General features: G+C 69.2%; 15 protein-coding genes. 7 read left to right on the forward strand and 8 right to left on the reverse strand.

The window, feature by feature from the left end:
- The first annotated feature begins 244 nt into the window (after positions 1–244).
- Positions 245–1,510: a wax ester/triacylglycerol synthase family O-acyltransferase gene (locus BLV57_RS34260; protein ID WP_245757630.1), complete on the forward strand. Its 1,266-nt coding sequence runs from the start codon at positions 245–247 to the stop codon at positions 1,508–1,510.
- Between the two features lie 53 nt (positions 1,511–1,563).
- Here the strand turns inward: BLV57_RS34260 and BLV57_RS34265 are convergent, their stop codons facing one another.
- Both BLV57_RS34265 and BLV57_RS34270 read right to left on the reverse strand, forming a co-directional pair.
- The gene (locus BLV57_RS34265) at positions 1,564–2,955 is read right to left on the reverse strand and encodes a class II 3-deoxy-7-phosphoheptulonate synthase (protein WP_176968935.1); all 1,392 of its coding nucleotides are present in this window, start codon (positions 2,953–2,955) and stop codon (positions 1,564–1,566) included.
- A gap of 64 nt (positions 2,956–3,019) precedes the next feature.
- The gene (locus BLV57_RS34270; protein ID WP_091296398.1) at positions 3,020–3,880 is read right to left on the reverse strand and encodes a trypsin-like serine peptidase; all 861 of its coding nucleotides are present in this window, start codon (positions 3,878–3,880) and stop codon (positions 3,020–3,022) included.
- Between the two features lie 134 nt (positions 3,881–4,014).
- On the opposite strand from BLV57_RS34270, the gene BLV57_RS34275 reads away from it, so the two are divergent.
- The 3 genes from BLV57_RS34275 (at position 4,015) to BLV57_RS34285 (ending at position 6,508) form a co-directional block, all read left to right on the forward strand.
- Positions 4,015–4,611, forward strand: coding sequence for a phosphatase PAP2 family protein (locus BLV57_RS34275; protein ID WP_091296399.1), 597 nt, complete (start codon positions 4,015–4,017; stop codon positions 4,609–4,611).
- Between the two features lie 107 nt (positions 4,612–4,718).
- On the forward strand, positions 4,719–5,405 hold the full coding sequence (locus BLV57_RS34280) for a hypothetical protein (protein WP_091296401.1): 687 nt from the start codon (positions 4,719–4,721) through the stop codon (positions 5,403–5,405).
- A 50-nt stretch (positions 5,406–5,455) separates the two neighbouring features.
- Positions 5,456–6,508 (forward strand): hypothetical protein, encoded by a 1,053-nt coding sequence (locus BLV57_RS34285; RefSeq protein WP_091296403.1) that lies wholly within the window; start codon positions 5,456–5,458, stop codon positions 6,506–6,508.
- Positions 6,509–6,730: 222 nt separating this feature from the next.
- On the opposite strand, the gene BLV57_RS34290 is transcribed toward BLV57_RS34285, so the two are convergent.
- The gene (locus BLV57_RS34290; RefSeq protein WP_091296405.1) at positions 6,731–8,239 is read right to left on the reverse strand and encodes a glutamate synthase subunit beta; all 1,509 of its coding nucleotides are present in this window, start codon (positions 8,237–8,239) and stop codon (positions 6,731–6,733) included.
- The gene (gltB, locus tag BLV57_RS34295) at positions 8,232–12,785 is read right to left on the reverse strand and encodes a glutamate synthase large subunit (RefSeq protein WP_091296407.1); all 4,554 of its coding nucleotides are present in this window, start codon (positions 12,783–12,785) and stop codon (positions 8,232–8,234) included. Before gltB ends, BLV57_RS34290 begins: the two co-directional genes overlap by 8 nt.
- A gap of 309 nt (positions 12,786–13,094) precedes the next feature.
- On the opposite strand from gltB, the gene BLV57_RS34300 reads away from it, so the two are divergent.
- Both BLV57_RS34300 and BLV57_RS34305 read left to right on the forward strand, forming a co-directional pair.
- Positions 13,095–13,883, forward strand: coding sequence for an SDR family oxidoreductase (locus tag BLV57_RS34300; protein ID WP_091296408.1), 789 nt, complete (start codon positions 13,095–13,097; stop codon positions 13,881–13,883).
- Positions 13,880–14,944, forward strand: coding sequence for an NAD(P)H-dependent amine dehydrogenase family protein (locus BLV57_RS34305; RefSeq protein WP_091296410.1), 1,065 nt, complete (start codon positions 13,880–13,882; stop codon positions 14,942–14,944). Before BLV57_RS34300 ends, BLV57_RS34305 begins: the two co-directional genes overlap by 4 nt.
- On the opposite strand, the gene lgt is transcribed toward BLV57_RS34305, so the two are convergent.
- Positions 14,888–15,931, reverse strand: coding sequence for a prolipoprotein diacylglyceryl transferase (gene lgt / locus BLV57_RS34310; RefSeq protein WP_091296411.1), 1,044 nt, complete (start codon positions 15,929–15,931; stop codon positions 14,888–14,890). The genes BLV57_RS34305 and lgt overlap by 57 nt on opposite strands.
- Before the next feature lie 98 nt (positions 15,932–16,029).
- On the opposite strand from lgt, the gene BLV57_RS34315 reads away from it, so the two are divergent.
- A complete protein-coding gene (locus BLV57_RS34315; RefSeq protein ID WP_143047220.1) occupies positions 16,030–16,941 on the forward strand; it encodes an ArsR/SmtB family transcription factor in 912 nt (303 codons plus the stop codon).
- 437 nt (positions 16,942–17,378) lie between these two features.
- On the opposite strand, the gene BLV57_RS34320 is transcribed toward BLV57_RS34315, so the two are convergent.
- The 3 genes from BLV57_RS34320 to BLV57_RS34330 are packed head-to-tail and all read right to left on the reverse strand — an operon-like array spanning position 17,379 to position 21,069.
- The gene (locus BLV57_RS34320) at positions 17,379–18,545 is read right to left on the reverse strand and encodes a M20 metallopeptidase family protein (RefSeq protein WP_091296414.1); all 1,167 of its coding nucleotides are present in this window, start codon (positions 18,543–18,545) and stop codon (positions 17,379–17,381) included.
- Entirely contained in the window at positions 18,542–19,675 is a 1,134-nt protein-coding gene (locus tag BLV57_RS34325) for an amidohydrolase family protein (RefSeq protein WP_091296416.1), read from the reverse strand. The genes BLV57_RS34320 and BLV57_RS34325 overlap by 4 nt, the downstream gene beginning before the upstream one ends.
- Positions 19,672–21,069 (reverse strand): APC family permease, encoded by a 1,398-nt coding sequence (locus tag BLV57_RS34330; protein WP_091296417.1) that lies wholly within the window; start codon positions 21,067–21,069, stop codon positions 19,672–19,674. The genes BLV57_RS34325 and BLV57_RS34330 overlap by 4 nt, the downstream gene beginning before the upstream one ends.
- Between the last annotated feature and the right edge of the window lie 25 nt (positions 21,070–21,094).

Raw genomic sequence — 21,094 nt, forward strand, 5'->3', positions numbered from 1 at the left:
GGGGCCCCTAACCTGACTTCGCGCCGGGTTCACCACAGGCTGCACGTGCAACACTTTCGCGCAGGACAGGATCTTCGCCCCCGATCGGGTGAAAAGGCCCGCCGTTAGCGCCAACGAAACATAAGGACCACTCCCCCGTCATGTGTGGCTGGTGCAGTATGGGCAGTTCCCCCTACTCGCCTCGGTCGAAAGGTCTTGGATGTCGGGCACTCAGCTCAGCGGACTCGATGTCGCTTTCCTTAGCATGGAAGGCGAAAACACACCCATGCACATGGGGGCGGTGGTGACGTTCCGTCCCCGCAAGCCGATCGATCCTCCGAAGCTGGCCGTCCTGCTCGCCGAACGCGCGGCCAGGATCCCCCAATTCCGCCGGCTCGCCACTCCCGCGTTCTTCCCGCCGGGAGCCATGAATTGGTCCGATGACCCGGATTTCACGCCACTGCAACATATTCACCTCCACCGGGTGAGCAACCTGTACGAGCCCGACCCGCTCGCCGCGTACGCGTCGCGGTGGATCGCGGAGCCGCTCGACACCAGCAAACCCTTGTGGGACTTGCATCTTGTCACCGGATTGCCGGACAACGACTTCGCACTGCTGCTCAAGCTGCACCACGCGCTGACCGACGGCGCCGGTGCATTCGCGATCGCCTCCGGACTGCTGGACGACCTCACGGTGCCCGCCCGCCGGAAACCGGCGGTCGTCGAAACATCGGACCGGTCCACTTTGGACACGGTGCTGGACACGATCGGCTCGACGCTGTCACAGGCCAGCGAAACCGCTTCGATCGCACGGTCAGTGGTCCGTGCCACTCGGCCGTACCCGATCTCGCCGATCACCGCGCCGTCGTCGAAGGAACGCCGCGTCGGCTTCGTCCGGCTGGAGATGACCGACGTGCGCCGCATCCGCAAGGAGCACGGCGGCACCGCGAACGACGTGATCCTCGCGGTGCTGGCGGGCGCGCTGCGTGGCTGGCTGGTCAACCGCGGCCAGCGCGCCGACGGCCGTAGCCTGCGCGCGCTGATTCCGGTGAGCGTGCGTGCGCGTGAGGCCGAGCAGGTCGGCGGCAACAAGCTTTCCGGCTACTTGTGTGAGCTGCCGATCGGCGAAGACGACCCGTTCGAACGACTACGCATCGTGCGCCGCGCGATGGCGCGTAACAAGGCTTCAGGGCCCTCTAAGGGCGCCGGAGCGTTCCCTCTGCTCGCTGGACGCGTGCCGACCATGTTGCACCGCCTGACGGGCAAGGTGACGGGCCAGGCGGCGCCGCTGCTGTTCGACACGGTCGTGACGAACGTGCCGCTGCCGAACGTGCGGATGTCGCTCGACGGAGCGCAGCTGACGGAGATGTACCCGCTCGTTCCGCTGGCGCCGCGCCAGGCGCTCGGCTTCGCGGTGTCGCTGTATCGCGGCGGGATCCACATCGGACTCCAGGCGAACGGCGCGGCGGTCCCGGACATCGGCGGCCTCGCCGACGCCGTCAGCAAGTCCGCGGCCCAGCTCCTCGCCTAGACCGGGATTTAGCGGGCTTTATCCCGGACCGGGATAAAGCCCGCTAAATCACGCTAGCTGCGCAGCATCTCCGCGACCAGGAAGGCCAGCTCGAGCGACTGCTGGGTGTTCAGGCGCGGGTCGCAGGCGGTCTCGTAGCGACCGGCCAGGTCGACGTCGGAGATCTCCTGTGCGCCGCCGAGGCACTCGGTGACGTCCTCGCCGGTCAGCTCGACGTGGATGCCGCCCGGGTAGGTGCCCAGCTTGCGGTGCACCTCGAAGAAGCCCTGGACCTCGTCGACGATGCGGTCGAAGTGGCGGGTCTTGTAGCCGGTGGACGACTCGTGCGTGTTCCCGTGCATCGGGTCGCACTGCCAGATCACCTTGTGCCCGCTGGCCTCGACCTTCTCGACGATCGCGGGCAGCACCTCGCGGACGTTGCCGTTGCCCATCCGCGCGATCAGCGTGAGCCTGCCGGGCTCGTTGCGCGGGTCGAGGCGGCGGACGTACTCGACGGCCTGCTCCGGCGTGGTCGTCGGGCCGATCTTGAGGCCGATCGGGTTGGCCAGCAGCTCCGCGAACGCGATGTGCGCGCCGTCGAGCTGACGGGTGCGCTCGCCGACCCAGAGGAAGTGGGCCGAGAGGTTGTAGAGCTTCGGGTTGGCGGCGTCGGCGTTGTCCATCCGCAGCATGGCGCGCTCGTAGTCGAGCAGCAGCGCCTCGTGGCTCGCGAAGATCTCGGTGGACTGCAGCGAGGTGTCGGTGACCCCGCAGGCCGACATGAACCGCAGGCCGCGGTCGATCTCGGCGGCCAGCGCCTCGTACCGCTCGCTGGCGGGCGAGCGCTGCACGAAGTCCTTGTTCCAGTCGTGCACCTGGTGCAGGTCGGCCATGCCCGCCGCGGTCAGCGCGCGGACGAGGTTCATCGCGGCGCCCGCGTTCGCGTACGCGCGGACCATGCGGCCCGGGTCGGGCACGCGCAGCTCGTGCTTGGCGACCAGCGAGTTGATGATGTCGCCGCGGTACACCGGCAGGCCGAGTGAGTCGGTGGTGTTCGAGCGGGGCTTGGCGTACTGGCCGGCGATCCGGCCGACCTTGACCACCGGCAGGCTGGCGCCGTAGGTGAGCACGACGGCCATCTGCAGCAGGGTGCGCAGGTTGGCGCGGATGTGCGGCTCGGTGTTGGACTCGAACGTCTCGGCGCAGTCGCCGCCCTGCAGCAGGAACGCCTCGCCGCGCGCCACCATCGCCAGGTGCGAGCGGAGCCGGTCGATCTCGTTGGGCACGGTGATCGGGGGCACGCTCTCGAGCAGGCTGCGCACGCGCTTGGTGAGCTCGGGATCGGGCCATTCGGGCTGCTGGGCGGCAGGCAGCGCCAGCGCGGCGTCGAGGCGCGCGCGCAGCTCGGGAGGCAACGGGGGGAGTTCGGGGAGCGTGTCGACGGGGACGTCCACTGTCCAGTTCACCCCTTCAGGATAGGGCTCCCCGATCTCCTCCCGTCCGCCGGGACGAATCTCTCAAAAAGTGGAACTACGAGGTCTGGGCCTTGGTGTACAGGTTCTGCGCGTCCGTCCCGAAGTACGGGCCGAACATGTAGTTGGGCAAGAACACGTATCCGAAGCTGTTCACCGACGCCTGGATGCCGGTGCCCGCGGCCTCGTTGAAGTTCAGGAACCACGGCCCGCCGCTCGACCCGCCGGTCATGTTGCAGCTCATCCCGTGGTCCTTGGTGAGCAGGAAGTCGGTGATCGTCGGGCCGCTGCAGTAGATCAGCTTGGAACCGTCGTACGGCGCCGCGGCCGGGTAGCCGAACGTGTACATCGACTGGTTGCGCGCCTGGTTGAAGGCGATCCCCTGCGCGCCGACCACGTCGGTGAGCCGCTGGCCGTTGAGCTGGTTCACCACGCCCATGCCGACGTCGTAGTTCATGTCCTCGCTGGCCTGCCACTGCGGCGTGGTGAGCGTGGTCTTCGCGGCCCACTGGCCGTACGGCGCGTTGCCGTTGTCGTAGCCGGGCACGAAGACCCAGTCGGTGTGGAAGGAGCCCTGATACTTCACGCAGTGGCCGGCGGTGACGACCACGCTGCCGTTCGTGCTGGTCACGGCGTCACCGGAGCACGAGGCCTTCCGGCCCTGGAAGGTGAAGAACACCCGCCCGGCGGTCTGGGTGACCTTGCCTCCACCGGTCCACGCGCCGCCGCCGTTCGGGATGCTCATCGGCAAACCCTGCTCGACCTGCTTGGGAATGAAGGCCGGAGCCTTGACCAGCTGTTCCATCGGGACGGCCTCGCGCATGTCCCGCACGGTCCAGACCTTCGGCCCGGCATGGGCCGGAGGGGCCACCAGCCCGACAAGCGCCACTAGAAGCGCGGCCAGCGAAGTTCGCTTCATGACACACCCACCTTCTGCGTTGACGGTGAATTGCCGAAAGAGCTACTCGAAAGTAAGTCGCTGACTACTCTGCGTACAATCCGCTGATCGGCCGCTCTGCGGGGCCATTCGGCCTACCCGATACGGTTTCGCTCGTGCATCGCTTCGCCCGCTGGGGCACCGAACTGCTGGCGCCCTGGGTCTGGGTGCTCGGCCTGCCGCTCGCCGTCGCCTGGATGGCCACCGGCCGCGTCGGCCCGACCCTGCTGTGGGGCCTCCTGGTGGCCGTGACCGGCTCCCTGATCCCGATGGCCGTCATCGTCCGCGGCGCCCGCAAGGGCAAGTGGGACGGCCACCACGTGACCAACCGCGCAGGCCGCGCGGTGCCGCTGCTGGTGGCGGGCATCTCGCTGGGCACGGGCTTCGTGGTGCTCGTGGTCTGGCACGCCCCGGACGAGATCATCGCGCTCGCCGCGTCGATGTTGGCTTCGCTGGTGGTGAGCGTGGCGATCACGTTCGGCTTCAAGTTCAAGATCTCGCTGCACGCGGCCGTCGCCGTGAGCGCGTTGGTGGTGCTGATCTTCACGTACGGGCCGTGGGCTTGGGTGCTGCTGCCGCTGGTGATCTGGGTGTGCTGGTCCCGTGTGGAGCTGGGCGACCACACGCGGTCCGAGGTGCTCTCGGGTGCCGTGATGGGACTGGTCGTCGGCGGCTTCGGGTTCTGGGCGATCCTGGCCGCGATTCAGGGTTAGGGGTCGTGAGTGTTCCGGCCGGTTCTAACCGGCCGTACCACTCACGAGCCCGTAATACGGTGGCTCGCGATGCCTTATGTGCTTAAGGTTTCGCGGGTGAGCGACAGATGCGGCTAGCGGGCAAGACCTGGCGGACGGTGGTCAGCACCGTGCGTCTGGGGCGCGATGAGTACCGGGTGATCCGGCCCGCGCGGCCGATACCGCACGCGCCGTTGTACGAAGGCAGGCTCGGCGCGCAGCTCACCATCGACAAGGCCGCGAGCGCCGAGCTGGCGATCGCCTGGTGGCTGGCCGCCCGTTCACCACACACGCTGATATACCTGCCATTGCGGGAAAGCCCGTCGTGCTGCGGCGAGGAATACGGCGGCCGGAAGCTGGACCTGGTGCTGCTGCACCACAGTCTCGGCTTCCCGGTGTCGCGGTGGAAGCGGGTCCGCGCGCGGCTGGGCGCGGGCTCACCGCAGACCGTGCGCATGCCGGAGCAGGCGCTCCCCCAGTTCGATCGTGAGACGCATTCGCGCAGGTACCATCGTGATTTCCGGGACCATCTTCGCTGGGACATCACCGCCGACACGCTTTTTCTCACCGGCAGCAGGCATGCCTTCGAACTTGAAGCCGAGCAGGTGCGCACCCTGGCCGAGGAATGCCCGGCACACCTGGCCGCGAGCCCCGGAACCCATTGCTGCGCCGAAATCGGCATGGGTGCCTACCTGCGGAGGGGCCGCGACTACGCGGAGCTCCACGTCGAGCACTGTCAGGCTCACCGGCCAGTGTCCCCTTTCAAGCATGCCTGAAATACGCCGGTTCGCGACGTTCGCCGGTTTCGCGAAGCTATCCTGCGGGCGTGAAGCTCTTCGGCAGACGTGCGGCGAAGCCGGAACCCGACCGCCGCACCCTCATCACCGGTCATTGCTACGACGACCTCGCGCTGGACGCCGCGCTCGCCTCGCTCCGTGACGGCGACCTGCGCGCCGCGCAGACGGTGCTCGCCGAATGCCGTGATGACCCCGAAGTGCGTGATCTGCGGCTCAGCAACCTGTCGGAGGACCTCGTCGGGCACGTCGACGAGATCGCCGAACTGGCGGCGCGGCACGACGACCCCGAGCTGTGGCTGTTGGCAGGCGAGGGTTTCGTCGCCGAAGCCGGGGCGATCCGGGGCGCGGGCTGGGCGAGCAGCGTCGGCGAGGACCGGTTCAAAATGGTCCACCGCACCTGCGCCAAGGCGATCGGGCCGCTGCACCGCGCCGCCGAGCTGCTGCCGTCCGACCCGACGCCGCTGGTCGCGCTGATGTCGGCGGGAATGCTGCTGAACGCTTCCCGTGAACAGCAGGACCAGGTGTGGGAGGAGGTGCTCCGCCGCTGCCCGACCCACTACAGCGCGCATTCGTCCCGGCTGCAGATACTGGCGCCGAAATGGGGCGGCACCGAAGAAGAGATGATGACCTTCGCCATCGAGACCGCCCGCACCGCGCCGGTCGGCGACGCGCTCACGGCCATCTTCCCCGCCGCGTGCTTCGAGGTCTACCTGATGGCCAAGTCCCGAGTGGACAGTTCACAGTGGCGCGAGCTGGAGCGCACCTACTTCTCGAACGAGCGGATACTCACGCTCCTGCTCGCCGCGTCGGACCGGTGGATGTCCGCCGAGCGGCCGCATCCGCGCGCCATGCACGCGCACAACCACTTCGCGGCCGCGTTCGGCTGCGCCGGGCATTCCGAGCGGACTTTCCTGCACCTGTTCGGCACCCGTGACCGGTTCTGCACCTATCCGTGGACCTACCTGAACGGCAAGGACCCGCAGCTCGTCTACCACGAGATGGTGTCCGAGCACTGGCCCGCCGACTTCCACCCGCGCTCGCCGATGGACCTCAGCCCGGTTTTCCCCGGCCAAGAGTCGTGAGTGGTATGACCGGTTAGAACCGGCCGTACCACTCACGACCCCAAGTCTTACGTCGACGCTCCTGGGCGGACCGGATGCGTGAACGCCGTTGGGTGCAGAAATTCTTCCACTCGCTCGGCTCGTCCACCGTGGTACGTGAAAAGGGCGGCCCTTGTCACGCTCTGGGTGACAAGGGCCGCCCTTGTCACCCAGAATCCGCCCGTGCGCGCCGGCCACGAGCCCTTAAACCACGGCGAGCGGTAATGCCGTCGGGTGGACGGGCGCGGGGAGGTCCGAGGCGCCGGTGAGGAAGGCGTCGACCGCGTGGGCGACCGAACGGCCTTCCGCGATCGCCCAGACGACCAGGGAAGCGCCGCGGTGGGCGTCGCCGCAGACGAAGACGCCGGGCGTCTCGGTCTGCCAGTCCGGGCCGCACGAGAGCGTGCCGCGCGGGGTCAGTGCCAAGCCGAGCCCGTCGAGCAGTGCCATGTGCTCGACGCCTTCGAAGCCGATCGCCAGCAGGACCAGGTCCGCGGGCAGGGTCTCGACCTCGTCGCTGACCGGGATGACCTCGCGGCGGCCTGTCTCGCGGTCCTTGTGGACACGGACGCGCTGGAGCTCGATCGCGCGGACGTGGCCGCTGGAGTCGCCGACGAAACGCTTGACCGCGACCGCGAATTTGCGCTCGCCCGCCTCCTCATGCGCCGCGTAGGTGCGCAGGATGTACGGCCACGTCGGCCACGGCGAACGGTCGTCGTCGCGGGTCGTCGGCGGGGTCGGGTACTGGTCGAGCTGGGTGACCGACAGGGCGCCCTGGCGGGTCGCGGTGCCGTAGGAGTCGGCGCCGGTGTCGCCGCCGCCGATGATGATCACGTGCTTGCCCTGAGCGTCCACAGGGGACGGTCCGTCGCCTTCGACCTGGCGGTTGGCGGGCACCAAGTGGTCCATCGCCAGGTGGATGCCCGCGAGCGAGCGGCCCTCGGTGGTCTTGTCGTCACGGCCGCGCAGCGCGCCGACCGCGAGTACGACGGCGTCGTACTGGGCGCGAAGGTCCTCAACGGACAGATCGACGCCGACCTCGCAGCCGGTGACGAACTTCGTGCCCTCCTTGCGCAGCTGGGCGAGCCTGCGGTCGAGAACCTTCTTCTCCATTTTGAACTCGGGGATGCCGTAGCGCAGCAGGCCGCCGAGGCGATCGTCGCGCTCGTACACGGTCACCTCGTGACCGGCCCGCGTCAGCTGCTGGGCCGCGGCCAGACCCGCCGGGCCGGAGCCGACGATGGCGACCTTCTGTCCCGATGAGACGGACGAGACCTGTGCCTGGACGTAACCCGCTTCCCAGGACTGGTCCGCGATCGTCTGCTCGACGCGCTTGATCGCGACCGGGCCGCCTGACAAGTCCGAAATGGACAGCACACAGCCCGCTTCACAGGGCGCGGGGCACAACTTCCCGGTGAACTCGGGAAAGTTGTTCGTCGCGTGGAGACGGTCGCTAGCCGCTTCCCAGTCGCCGCGGCGGACCAGGTCGTTCCACTCGGGGATCAGGTTGCCCAATGGACAGCCGGAACCGGACGAGTGACAGAACGGGATACCGCAGTCCATACAGCGCGAAGCCTGCTTGCGCACCGACTCGTTGCGCACCGCGGGCGGAACCTCCGCGTACACCTCGCCCCACGACGCCAGCCTGTCCTCAGTGGACTTCTTCTTCGGCTCTTCGCGGTCGTGCTTCAGAAAACCGGTCGGGTCAGCCACGAGCCGCCTCCATGATCGCCTCGTCGACATCGCGGCCTGCCGCGCGTGCCGCCTTCGCCGCGTCCAGCACCCGCTGGTAGTCACGCGGCATCACCTTGGTGAACGACGCCGACCGCCGGGGCCAGTCGCCGAGCAGTGAAGCCGCGACGGCCGAGCGGGTCAGGTCGTAGTGCTTCTGCACGATCTTCTTCAGCCAGGCCAGGTCCTCGGACTGCGGCTGCTGGAGATCGACCATCTCGTGGTTGACCTTCTTGCGGTCGAGGTCGAGCACGAACGCCACCCCGCCGGACATGCCTGCCGCCAGGTTGCGCCCGGTGGACCCGAGCACCACGGCCCGGCCGCCGGTCATGTACTCGAAGGCGTGGTCGCCCACGCCCTCGGCGACCACGGTCGCGCCCGAGTTCCGCACGCAGAACCGCTCGCCGACCTGACCGCGCAGGAACATCTCGCCCGCGGTCGCGCCGTACGCGAGCGTGTTGCCCGCGATGGTCTGCCGCTCGGCCGCGAACTTCGCGTCCGGGTGCGGGCGCACGATGATCCGCCCGCCGGACAGGCCCTTGCCCACGTAGTCGTTGGCGTCGCCGACCATGTCGAGCGTGATGCCGCGCGGCAGGAACGCGCCGAGCGACTGCCCGGCCGACCCGGTGAGCACCACGTTGATCGTGTCCTCCGGCAGGCCTTCGCCGCCGTAGCGCCGGGTGATCTCGGAGCCGAGCAGCGTGCCGACCGTGCGGTTCACGTTGCGCACCGGCAGTTCGAGCTTCACCGGGTGCGCGTCCTCGAGCGCGGCCTCGGCGAGCTGGATCAGCGTGCGGTCGAGCGCGTGCTCGAGCCCGTGGTCCTGCCCGCGCGTGCGCCGCCTCGCGCCGCCATACGGGGTCTCCGACGGCATCTCGAAGATCGGCTTGAGGTCGAGCCCGGACGCCTTCCAGTGCTGGACGGCCTCGTCGGTGTCCAGGAACTCCGCGTGGCCGATGGCCTCGTCGAGCGACCGGAAACCGAGCTGTGCCAGCGTTTCCCGGACTTCCTGCGCGACGAACCGGAAGAAGTTCACCACGTGCTCGACCTGGCCGGTGTACCGCTTGCGCAGCTCCGGGCTCTGGGTCGCGACACCGACCGGGCAGGTGTCCAAATGACACACCCGCATCATCACGCAGCCGGCGACGACGAGCGGCGCGGTCGCGAAACCGTACTCCTCGGCGCCGAGCAGCGCGGCGATCACGACGTCCTTGCCGGTCTTCATCGCACCGTCCACCTGCACGGTGATCCGGTCGCGCAACCCGTTGAGCAGCAACGTCTGCTGGGTCTCGGCGAGGCCGATCTCCCACGGCGTCCCCGCGTGCTTGAGCGAGTTCATCGGCGAGGCGCCGGTGCCGCCGTCGTGCCCGGAGATGAGCACGACGTCCGCGTGCGCCTTGGACACACCCGCCGCGACCGTGCCGACGCCCAGTGAAGACACCAGCTTCACGTGGATGCGTGCCTGCTCGTTCGCGTTCTTCAGGTCATGGATGAGCTGCGCGAGGTCCTCGATGGAATAGATGTCGTGGTGCGGCGGCGGGGAGATCAGCCCCACGCCCGGCGTCGAGTGCCGGGTCCGCGCGATCCACGGGTACACCTTGTTCGGCGGCAGCTGGCCGCCTTCGCCGGGCTTGGCGCCCTGCGCCATCTTGATCTGGATGTCGTCGGCGTTGACCAGATATTCGCTGGTGACACCGAAACGGCCCGATGCCACCTGCTTGATCGCGCTGCGCCGCTCGGGGTCGTAGAGCCGCTCCGGGTCCTCGCCGCCCTCGCCGGTGTTCGACCGGCCGCCGATGCGGTTCATCGCGATGGCCAGCGTTTCGTGTGACTCGGCCGAAATCGAGCCGTACGACATGGCGCCGGTGTTGAACCGCTTGCAGATCGACTCGACCGACTCGACCTCGTCGACTCCGATCGGCTCGCGGGTGGTCTTGAACGAGAACAGCCCGCGCAGCGTGCCGCCCTCGCGGTAAAGCCGGTGTACCTCGTCGGAGTACTTGCGGTACACCTCGTCGCGGCCGGTCTTGCTGGCGTGCTGCAACAGGAACACGGTCTCCGGGGTGAACAGGTGCAGCTCGCCCTCGCGGCGGTAGGCGTACTCGCCGCCGGTGTCGAGCCTGCGGTGCACCCGGTCGGTCGGGTTGTCCGGGTACGCGCGGCGGTGCCGCACGGCGACCTCTTCGGCGAGCACGTCGAGCGCGACGCCGCCGAGCTTCGAGACGGTGCCGGTGAAGTACTCGTCGAGCAGTTCCTGGGACAGGCCGAAGGATTCGAACGCCTGCGCGGCCGTGTAAGCACCGACGGTCGAGATGCCCATCTTGGACATGATCTTGAGTACGCCCTTGACCAGCGCCTGCACGTAGTTGCGGATGGCCTTGTTCGGCTCGATCTGCGGCAGCGCGCCAGTGGCGATCAGGTCCTCGATGGACTCGAAGGCCAGGTACGGGTTGACCGCGGCGGCGCCGTAACCGAGCAGCAGCGCGATGTGGTGCACTTCGCGCGCGTCGCCGCTCTCGACGACCAGCGCTACGCGCAGCCTTTCCTTGGTGCGCACCAGATGGTGGTGCACCGCGGAGACCAGCAGCAGCGACGGGATCGGCGCCATCCGGTGGTCGGAGTCGCGGTCGGACAGCACCAGCGTGCGCGCGCCGGCCGAGATGGCCTCGGACGCCTCGCGCCGGACCCGCTCGATCGCGTCGGCCAGCGCGGCAGCCCCACCGTCCACTTCGTACAGTCCGGAAAGGACGGAGCAGGCGAAGCCGGGCAGGTCGCCGTCGTCGTTGATGTGGATGAGCTTGGCCAGCTCGTCGTTGTCGATGACCGGGTACGGCAGCTGGATGTGACGACACGACGCCGGGCCTGGCTCGAGCAGGTTCTGCTCCGGGCCCATGATGCGCTTCATCGAGGTGACCAGCTCTTCGCGGATCGCGTCCAGCGGCGGGTTCGTGACCTGCGCGAAGTTCTGCTTGAAGTAGTCGTAGAGCAGCCGGGAACGCTGGGACAGCACCGCGGGCGGGGTGTCCGTGCCCATCGAGCCGAGCGGCTCCGCGCCCTTCTGGCCCATCGGCGCGAGCAGGATCTTCAGCTCTTCTTCGGTGTAGCCGAAGGATTGCTGGCGGCGCAGCACCGAGTCGTGGCTCTGCACGATGTGGTCGCGGTCGGGCAGCTCGGCGATCTGGAGCAGCCCGGCGTGCAGCCAGCTTTCGTAGGGAAGTTGCTTCGACAGCTCGGACTTGACCTCGTCGTCGTTGACGATCCGCCCGGCCTCGGTGTCCACCAGGAACATCCGGCCCGGCTTCAACCGTCCCTTCGCGACGACGTCGGCCGCGGCCACGTCGAGCACGCCCGCCTCACTGGCCAGCACGACGCGGCCGTCGGCGGTCTGCCACCAGCGCGCCGGGCGCAGGCCGTTGCGGTCGAGCACCGCGCCGACCAGCGTGCCGTCGGTGAAGGTGACACAGGCGGGCCCGTCCCACGGCTCCATCAGGCTGGCGTGGAACTTGTAGAACGCGCGCCGCGCCGGGTCCATGGTGGTGTGGTTCTCCCACGCCTCCGGGATCATCATCAGCACCGCGTGCGGCAGGCTGCGCCCGCCGAGGTGCAGCAGTTCGAGCACCTCGTCGAAGGAGGCGGAGTCGGACGCGTCGGCGGAGCAGATCGGGAAGAGCCTGGTCAGGTCGCCGGGGATCAGCGTCGACTCGAGCAGCGCCTCGCGGGCACGCATGCGGTTGCGGTTGCCGCGGATCGTGTTGATCTCGCCGTTGTGCGCGACGAACCGGAACGGGTGCGCGAGCGGCCACGAGGGGAACGTGTTGGTCGAGAAGCGCGAGTGCACCAGCGCGATGGCGCTGGCCAGCCGGGTGTCGCCCAAGTCCGTGAAGAACAGCGGGAGCTGCTCGGGGGTGAGCATTCCTTTGTAGACCAGCGTGCGCGACGACAGCGACGAGAAGTAGGTGCCGACGCCGGCGGCCTCGGTCTCGTGCTCGGCGCGTTTGCGCAGGCAGAAGGCGAGCCGGTCCAGTTCGAGCCCGCTGGGGCCGAGGCCGTGCCCCGCCACGAACAGCATCGCGAAGTGCGGCATGACCGACCGCGCCGTCGGCCCGAGGTAGGCCTTGTCCGGGTCGACCGGCACCTCGCGCCAGCCGAGGACGTTCAAGCCCTCCTCGATGGCCACCTGCTCGATCAGCTCGACGGCCTTGCGCCGGTCTTCGAGGCCGGCGGGCAGGAAGGCGATCCCGGCCGCGTAACGGTGTTTTCCTTGCTCAGGCTCGGGAAGCTCGAAGCCGGTCTCGGCGCGGAGCAGCTCGTCCGGCAGCTGCAGCAGGATGCCGGCGCCGTCACCGCTGGTCGGCTCGGCGCCCGCGGCGCCACGGTGGTCGAGGTTCGTGAGGGCGGCCAGGCCATCGGTGACGATGCCATGGGTGCGTCGCCCATGGATGTCGGCGACCATGGCGACGCCGCAGGAGTCCTGCTCGTCGGCGGGGTCGTAAAGACCCTGCTTCTCGGGCATGGCGGAGAAGATCATGAAGGGACCTCCTTCGTCGTGTTTCGTGCTCAGTGGTGGAAATCCCCAGGTCCAGTGCGCACGGGACGACGATGGCCCGCTCGTTAGCGCGACTTTAACACCCAGGAAACGTCTCGGCAGCATGAGATGCGACGCACTGTTCACCTGAACGGTAACGATCTGGATGGTCAGAACGACATCGTTCTTGATGACGCGCGAGTACTTCGTACCGCTAAGTATAGATGGCCGTCGACCAGGCCGATCGTAACGCCCCGCGGCCTCTTCTTCAGTGCGGGATTTCCACAGTAGAACGTGTTACAGTTTTGCCCCATGATCCTGGATCGTTTCCAGCTCACCGGGCAGGTCGCCGTGGTCACCGGCGCCGGACGCGGGATCGGCGCCGCCACCGCGGTCGCGCTGGCCGAAGCGGGCGCCGACGTGGTGATCGCCTCCCGGACCCGTGATCAGCTCGAACTCATCGCCCAACGCGTCGAAGCCGTCGGACGCCGCGCGCACGTGGTCGCGGCCGACCTCAGCGATCCGGCCGAAGCCGCTTCCCTGGCACAGGCCGCGACGGACGCCTTCGGCAGACTCGACATCGTCGTCAACAACGTCGGCGGGACCTATCCCCGGCCGATACTCGAAACCTCCACCGAATTCCTCGAAGAAGCCTTTCGCTTCAACGTTTCCACCGCGCACGCGCTCACCGTGGCCGCCACACCGGCGATGCTCGGAGGCGACGGCGGCGCGGTCGTCAACATCTCGTCGGTGATGGGCAGGCTCGCCGGGCGCGGCTTTCTCGCCTACGGCACGGCGAAAGGCGCGCTCGCGCAATACACCCGGCTCGCCGCGACGGACCTCGCGCCCCGCATCAGGGTCAACGCGATCGCGGTCGGCTCGGTCGCGACGTCCGCTTTGGACGTCGTGGTCAACAATCCCGAACTGCGCGGGAAAATGGAGGACGCCACTCCCCTGCGCCGCATCGGCGAGGCCGAGGACATCGCGGCCACCATCGTCTATCTCGTGTCGCGGGCCGGGAAGTTCGTCACCGGCAAAGTGTTCGAAGTGGACGGTGGACTGCAAACACCCAACCTGGAACTGGGGCTGCCTGACCTATGAAGATCGTTCAGTGGAGCACGGGAAACGTCGGACGGCACGCGATCGCGGGCATCGACGCCAGGCCGGATCTCGAACTGGCCGGCGTCTGGGTGTCCTCAAAGGACAAAGAAGGCAAGGACGCCGGTGAGCTGGCCGGTCTCGGCAGGACGCTCGGCGTCACCGCGACCACGGACGCCGACGCGCTGCTGGCGTTGAAACCGGACTGTGTCGTCTACACCGCGATGGCCGACGACCGGCTGATGGAAGCCGTCGAAGACCTCAAGCGGTTCCTCGCGGCGGGCATCAACGTCGTCTCCAGCGGACCGGTGTTCCTGCAGTTCCCCGACGGCGTCGTGCCGCCCGAGATGAGCGATCCGATCCGCGAGGCCGCGCGGGACGGCGGCGCTTCGCTGTGGGTCAACGGCGTCGACCCCGGTTTCGCCAACGACTGGCTGCCGCTCGTGCTGACCGGGGTGTGCGAGCGCATCGAAGAGGTGCGCTGCCTGGAGATCCTCGACTACTCGACGTACGACAACGGCAAAGTGCTGTTCGACATCATGGGCTTCGGCAAGCCGATGGACGAGCTGCCTCTGCTGTTGCAGCCCGGTGTGCTCAGTCTCGCCTGGGGCAGTGTCGTGCGTCAGCTCGCGGCCGGGCTGGACGTCGAACTCGACGCCGTCGAAGAGAACTACGAGCGCCTGCCCGCTCCCGAGACTTTTGAGATCGCGTCCGGGACGGTCAAGGAAGGGACCGTGGCGGCGCTGCACTTCGAAGTGCGGGGCATGCTGAACGGCCGCCCGGTCTGCGTGCTCGAGCACATCACGCGGCTGCGGCCCGATCTCGGCCCGGACTGGCAGCAGCCGACCGGGCAGGGGTGCTACCGCGTGCAGGTCACCGGCGAGCCGAACTACACGCTCGATCTGCGGCTGCTCGGCACCGACGGCGACCACAACACGGCCGGGCTCAAGGCCACCGCGATGCGTCTGGTGAACGCGATCCCGGCCGTGGTGGCGGCGCCTCCGGGGCTACTGACCGCCCTCGACCTTCCGCTCGTCACCGGCCGGGGCCTCGTCCGGCGCTGAGGCCGAGGCTGGGGCTGAGGCGCCTGCCGACACGTCGGCGGACTCCTCTTCCCCGGCCTTCTTCTCAGCGGGCTCGTCCGGACTGTCCACAGTGTCTTCGGCGTCATTCCCGCGCAAGGATTCCGGCGACTCGCGCGGCCCCTTCTTCTTGGCGAGCACGAGGTAGACGACCGCGCCGGCGAACACCAGCAGCGAGACCCACACGTTGACCCGCAGGCCCAGGATGTGGTTCGCGGCGTCCGAGCGCATGTTCTCGATCCAGAACCGGCCCGCCGTGTAGCCCGCGACGTACACCGCGAACGCGCGGCCGTGCCCGAGCTTGAACTTCTTGTCCGCCCAGACCACCAGCAGCGCGACGCCGAGGTTCCACAGCAGCTCGTAGAGGAAGGTCGGGTGCACGGGGCTGTCGGCCAGCGGCACGTGCCCGACCGCGACACCGCCGAGCAGGTCGCGGTTGCCCGCGGCGTCGATGCGCTCGTAGATCTCCAGTCCCCACGGCAGATCCGTGTGGTCGCCGTAGAGCTCCTGGTTGAAGTAGTTGCCGAGCCGCCCGATCGCCTGCGCGACCACGATCGCGGGCGCGAGCGCGTCGGCCATCGCGGCCAGGGGGATGCCCTTGCGCCTGCACGCGATCCACGCGCCGACCGCGCCGAGCGCGATCGCGCCCCAGATGCCCAGGCCGCCGTCCCAGATGCGCAGCGCGTTCAGCGGGTTCTTGCCCTCGCCGAAGTACAGCTGGTTGTCCGTGATGACGTGGTACAACCGGCCACCGACCAGGCCGAACGGCACCGCGAACACGGCGATGTCGACGACCGCGCCCTTCGAGCCGCCCCGCGCGATCCAGCGGCGCTCGCCCCACCAGAGCGCCACCACGATGCCCGCGATGATGCACAGCGCGTAGGCCCGGATCGGGATCGGCCCGAGATGCCATACCCCGCGGTCAGGGCTGGGGATCGTGGCCAGGAACGGAGCGGCAGCGGAAATCACGGGGTCACCGTAACGTGCCGGGTCCGCACGCGGGAGAAGAACACCCCGGTGGGACTTCCGGCAAACGTTTGCCGGGTACGATGGCCGTGGGGGAATCCATGGTCCTGCGCATCGTTTTCACACGTGACGACCTGAGCCGTGTCCGGGTCGCCGAGCACCCGCACCCGCTCTGGGAGCTGGTGCTGGGCATCAACACGCTGCAGAGCCGCACGGCCCCCGACCGGTTCCAGCCCTGGCGCGCCTCGGCCGACGCCGGCCGGATCGCCGCGCTGGCCCCGCCAGGCACCTCGTTCCCCGACTTCCTCACCCCGCCGCTCGACGACGCCGACATCGAGGCGCACTTCGACGCGATGCTCCGCCTCCCGAAGGACTCGGTCCGCAAAGACCTCGAGCTCACGTACGGCTCGACGGTCCCGGACTGGGCCTGGGACGCGCACGACACCGGGCGGCTGGACGGCCTGGTCGCCGGCCTGCGCGACTTCCACGACTCGGCGCTGGCCGCCCGCTGGCCCGAAGTGCGCCGGGCGGTGGAGGCCGACCGGGCCATGCGGGCCAAGCAGGCGCTGAGCACGGGCGTCGACGGCCTGCTCAGCGGGCTGCATCCGTCGATCCGCTGGCGCTATCCGGTGCTGGAGGCCGACTACCTCTGCGAGCACACGATCCACCTGCGCGGCCGCGGCCTCACGCTGGTGCCCGCGTCCTTCTGCTGGGGCGCCCCGGTGACGATGGTCGACCCCGAGCAGCCGCCGGTGCTCGTCTACCCGTGCGCCGACCTCGTCCAGGCCGACACGCTCGGGCGGCTGCTGGGCCCGGAGCGCGCCCGCGTGCTGACCGAACTCCGGGTCGCCTCGTCGGCGACCCAGCTGGCCATCCGCCTCGGCGTGCCCCGCTCGACGATCCGCGCCCACCTGGCGGTCCTGCACGACGCGGGCCTGCTCACCACACGCCGCGCGGGCCCGCACATCCGCCACACGCTCACCCGGCTAGGCCACAGCCTCTTGGGGTCGTGAGTGCTAAAGCCGGTTAGAACCGGTCAAAACACTCACGACCTGGTCTCGGCGGCCTCGCCCCGTCAGGGGCGTGGTCCGGCTTGGGTGAGGGAGGCCCTCACTCAAGCCGGACCAAGGCTCCCCGCAGACCGGGGTGAGCGCGTTTTGCGTCGTCCAACGCCGCAAAGGGCACTCACCGTCCCCGCCCGACCGGGGGTCGTGAGCGTTGCGGGCGGTTATTGAGGGGAGGGCGAATGTGGCGTGCCCGATGCGGCTGGGTGAGGGCCTTCCTCACCCGGTTGCAGGTGGTCAGGGCCTCCCTCACCCGACATTTCGGGTGAGGGAGGCCCTGACTCGGTGGGTTCGGGTGAGGGAGGCCCTGACCCAAGCCCACCGACTGCGAGGCGGGTCCCTCGGGGGTCGTGAGTGTTTAGGCCGGTTAGAACCGGCCGTACCACTCACGACCCAAGAGCGGCGAGGTAGCCCGCGACCAGGGCCGTGGCGACCAGCTCGATGGAGGAGTCGGGCGGGAGGAAGCGCTCGTCGTGCAGGGTCGGCGCGCCCGCCGAGTCGCCGAGGCCGACGAACATCATCAGGCCGCGCGTCGAGCCGCAGTAGTGCGCGAAGTCGTCCGCGCCGAAGGACCGGAACGCCGTGTCGACCGTGACGCCGCCGCGCGTCAGCCAGCCCGCGGCGTCGAGGGCGAGCGCGGAATCGTTCTGCAGCACCGGTTCGCACGGCATGATGCGCAGTTCGGCCTCGCAGCCGTAGGCGCGGGCGGTGCCGTGGACGATCTCGCGCAGGGTGGCCAGCGCGGCTTCGCGGTCGGAGTCGCGCATCACGCGCAGTGACCCGAGCGCAGTCGCCTGGTTGGGCACGATGTTCGCGGCCGTGCCCGACTGGATGCGCCCGACCGAGCAGACCGCGCCCGAGACCGGGTCGATCCGCCGGGACGCGATCTGCTGCAGGCTCACGATGATCTGGGCCAGCGCCAGAATCGGGTCGCGCAGCAGGTGCGGGTAGCCCGCGTGACCACCGTGGCCGGTCACGACCACCTCGAACTCGTCGGTGGACGCGTTGATCGGGCCGGGCACCACCGACACCACGCCCGCGGGCAGGCGCGGCTGCACGTGGGCGCCGACGACCGCGGTGACCTGCTGGTCGCGCAGCATGCCCGAGTCGACGATGTCCAGCGCGCCCGACGGCGGCGTCTCCTCACGCGGCTGCAGCAACGCGAGAATCGGCTGCGGCACGCCGATCTGGTCCGCCGCACGGCACACCGCGACCAAGGCGGCGAGGTGCACGTCGTGCCCGCACGCGTGCATGAGATCCGTTTCGGAGGCGAACGGCACGCCGGTCCGTTCGAGCACCGGCAGCGCGTCGAGCTCCGCGCGCAACGCCACCGCCGGGCCATCGGGCGAGCCCAGCCGCAGCGCGCGGCCGGTCTTCGCGACGCGTGTGGTTTCCCCGGCGGGCATGGCTTCGAGCACCGCGAGCGCGGTGTCCTCTTCGTCGCCGGAGATGCGGGGGTCGGCGTGCAGACGATGGCGCAACGTCGTCGCGAAGGGAAGTTCGTGGGACACGGCGGCGCGCCAGTCCGCCCAGAGTCCGTGCAAGTCGTTCATTCTGCCAACCGGTATACACGACGGGCGTTTTCGAAGCAGGCGAGTGACGCGGTCCGCAGCGCGTCCTCTTCGGACCACTCGTCCGCTTCGAGGCCTGCTTCCAGGAACTCCGAGAGCCCGCGCCGGAAGAACAGCGTGCCCAGGTGATACAGCTCGGCGAGGCCGAACGCGTCGGTGGAGAACAGGAACTTCCCGAACGGCACCAGCTCGAGCGTCTCCGCGATCACCGCCGACGAGCGGTAGCCGGTGTTGTGCGTCGCGAGCCCGACGTCGACGAAGACGTGCTCGAAGACCTGCGCGAGGTACGCGGCGTTGCGGTGGAACGGATAGTTGTGCAGCAACAGGATCGGCACGCCCGACACGCGGGTCGCCCGCAGCAGGTCGGTCAGCAGCAGCGGATCGCACCGGTGCAGGTCGACGTCCGAGTCGCCGTAGCCGACGTGCAGCTGGACCGGCAGCCGCAGGTCGATCGCGGTCCAGATGAGGAACCGGTGCAGCACCTCGTCGACCAGGCGGACCTCTTCGCCGGTGTCCACTTTGGCCAGCCACCTGCCCACGGCTTCGGCCACCTCGGCCGCGCTCGGGCGTGCTCCCGAGAGCGCCAGGCCGACCCGGTAGGCCGCGATCGACTTGACCCCGGCGGCGCCAGCCGCGCGGCGGGCCAGCTCGGCGGTGAGCGCGTCCGCGAACCCGCTCGCCGTGGTGCCGCCGCGGATCACGTCCTCGGCGACCACCTCCAGCCGGACGATGTCGTGCGCCCGCGCGTTCGCGAGCCCGGCGAGCTGCTTGGTCGTGGTCAGCCGGTCCGGCTGGAACCCGCCGTCGATCAGGAAGTCGGTGATGCCGGTGGCGCGCAGGAACCGCCGGTTGACCTCGTCGGCGCCGAGCTCGGCGCGGCGCGCGAGGTAGTCGTCGGCGGGCGCGCGGGTGGGCAGGCCGAGCACCGGCGCGCACCAGCGGCGCACCGCGAGCCCGATCAGCGACTCGAACACGGTGGTGCCCAGCGGGGACACGGTGTCGGCCTCGGTGAGCATCTCCTCGAAGCCCACGCGGTCCAGTTCCGCGGTGACCAGGCCGTGGCAGTGGTGATCCACCAGCGGCAGATCGGCCACGAAGGGCAGTACCGTCACGCTCCTCCTTCGGCGAGGGACAACCGCTCCCCCACTCGACGGGCGAACGCTGGCCTGGCGAGCACCAGCCCGACGGCGAGCACGAGCACCGTCGCGGCGACCACCGGGAACCATTGTGCCGGACCTGACTCCGGATAGGGGATGACATTGACGTAGACGGTGTATCCGAGCAAGACGAGCGCACAGAGTGGGAAGACGAGCTGCCAGCGCGGCACCGCGAGCTTGCGCTGGACGAACACCAGCCGGATCGAGCCGAGGGTGGTGAGCAGGTAGACGACCAGCAGGATCAGCGTCCCGATGGACCCTGACCAGGCGAAAGTGTCGGCCGGGGTGGCGCCGAAGAACACCGCGCAGACGGCGATGACCAGCGCGGCCAGTCCCGTGACGACGGTCGCCGAGACCGCGGGCGCGCCGGTGGCGGAGGTCGTGGCGACGCCCCGGCCGTCGAAGGCGTCCCGGCCGAGCGCGAAGAGCAGCCGCGACCCGCCGACCACGCACGCGAGGCAGCAGCCGAACGCGCTGATGGCCGCGCCGAGCGTGATCACGTCACCGACCCACGCGCCGACGTAAGCCGTGCCGAGGTCGCCGAGCAGCGACGGCGAATCGTGGAATTTCGCCGCGTCAGAGCCGAAAGCGAGCATCTCGACCGTGGTGACCACGACGAAGAACACCCCGCCGAACAAGGCCGTCCCCAGTATCGCGCGCGGGATGGCTCGCTTCGGGTCGCGCGTCTCCTCGCCGAGCGTCGCGGCCGCCTCGAACCCGGCGAACGAGAGGAATCCGAACACTGCACCCAGGAAGAGCCCGGAAGGTCCGGTTTCGGGTTTGAATACGTCAAGTCGCACCTCGGAGCGCGAACCCAGCCGGACCGCGATGACCACCGTGATCAGCAGGATCACCGCGACCGTCAGGCACTCGACGATCAGCAGCAGGCTCGTGCCGCGCTTCGCGGGCACCACCGCGAGCAGCCAGGCGCCCGCCAGCGCGACGCCGGTCAGCGCGAACGGCGCCCACGACGGCGGGTTCGTCCACACGCCCATTTGGGTGAGAAACGCGGTGCCGAGGTTGCCCGCCGCCGAGCAGGTGACCACGGCGTAGAAGGTGTACGTCCCCAGCAGGCCGATCCCGGAGACGACCCCGGCACGCGGCCCGAGCGTCGACCCGACGAAGGCGTACACGGACCCGGCGTGCTGGTAGTACTGGCACATCCGGACGAATCCGTAGGCCACCAGCAGCACCCCGGCCGCCGAGAGCAGGAACGCGAGCGGGACGGCGCGCCCGGCGGCGGCCGCGGTTTGCTGTGGGTTGATGTTCGCGGCCATGCTGGGGGCCATGAGTGCGACGGACAGGCCCACGGCCTGCCAGACCGACAGTGTGCGCTTGAGTCCGGACATGCCCCGCATTCAACCGCGAGAGGGG

It is taken from the genome of Amycolatopsis xylanica (assembly GCF_900107045.1).
GTDB lineage: Bacteria > Actinomycetota > Actinomycetes > Mycobacteriales > Pseudonocardiaceae > Amycolatopsis > Amycolatopsis xylanica.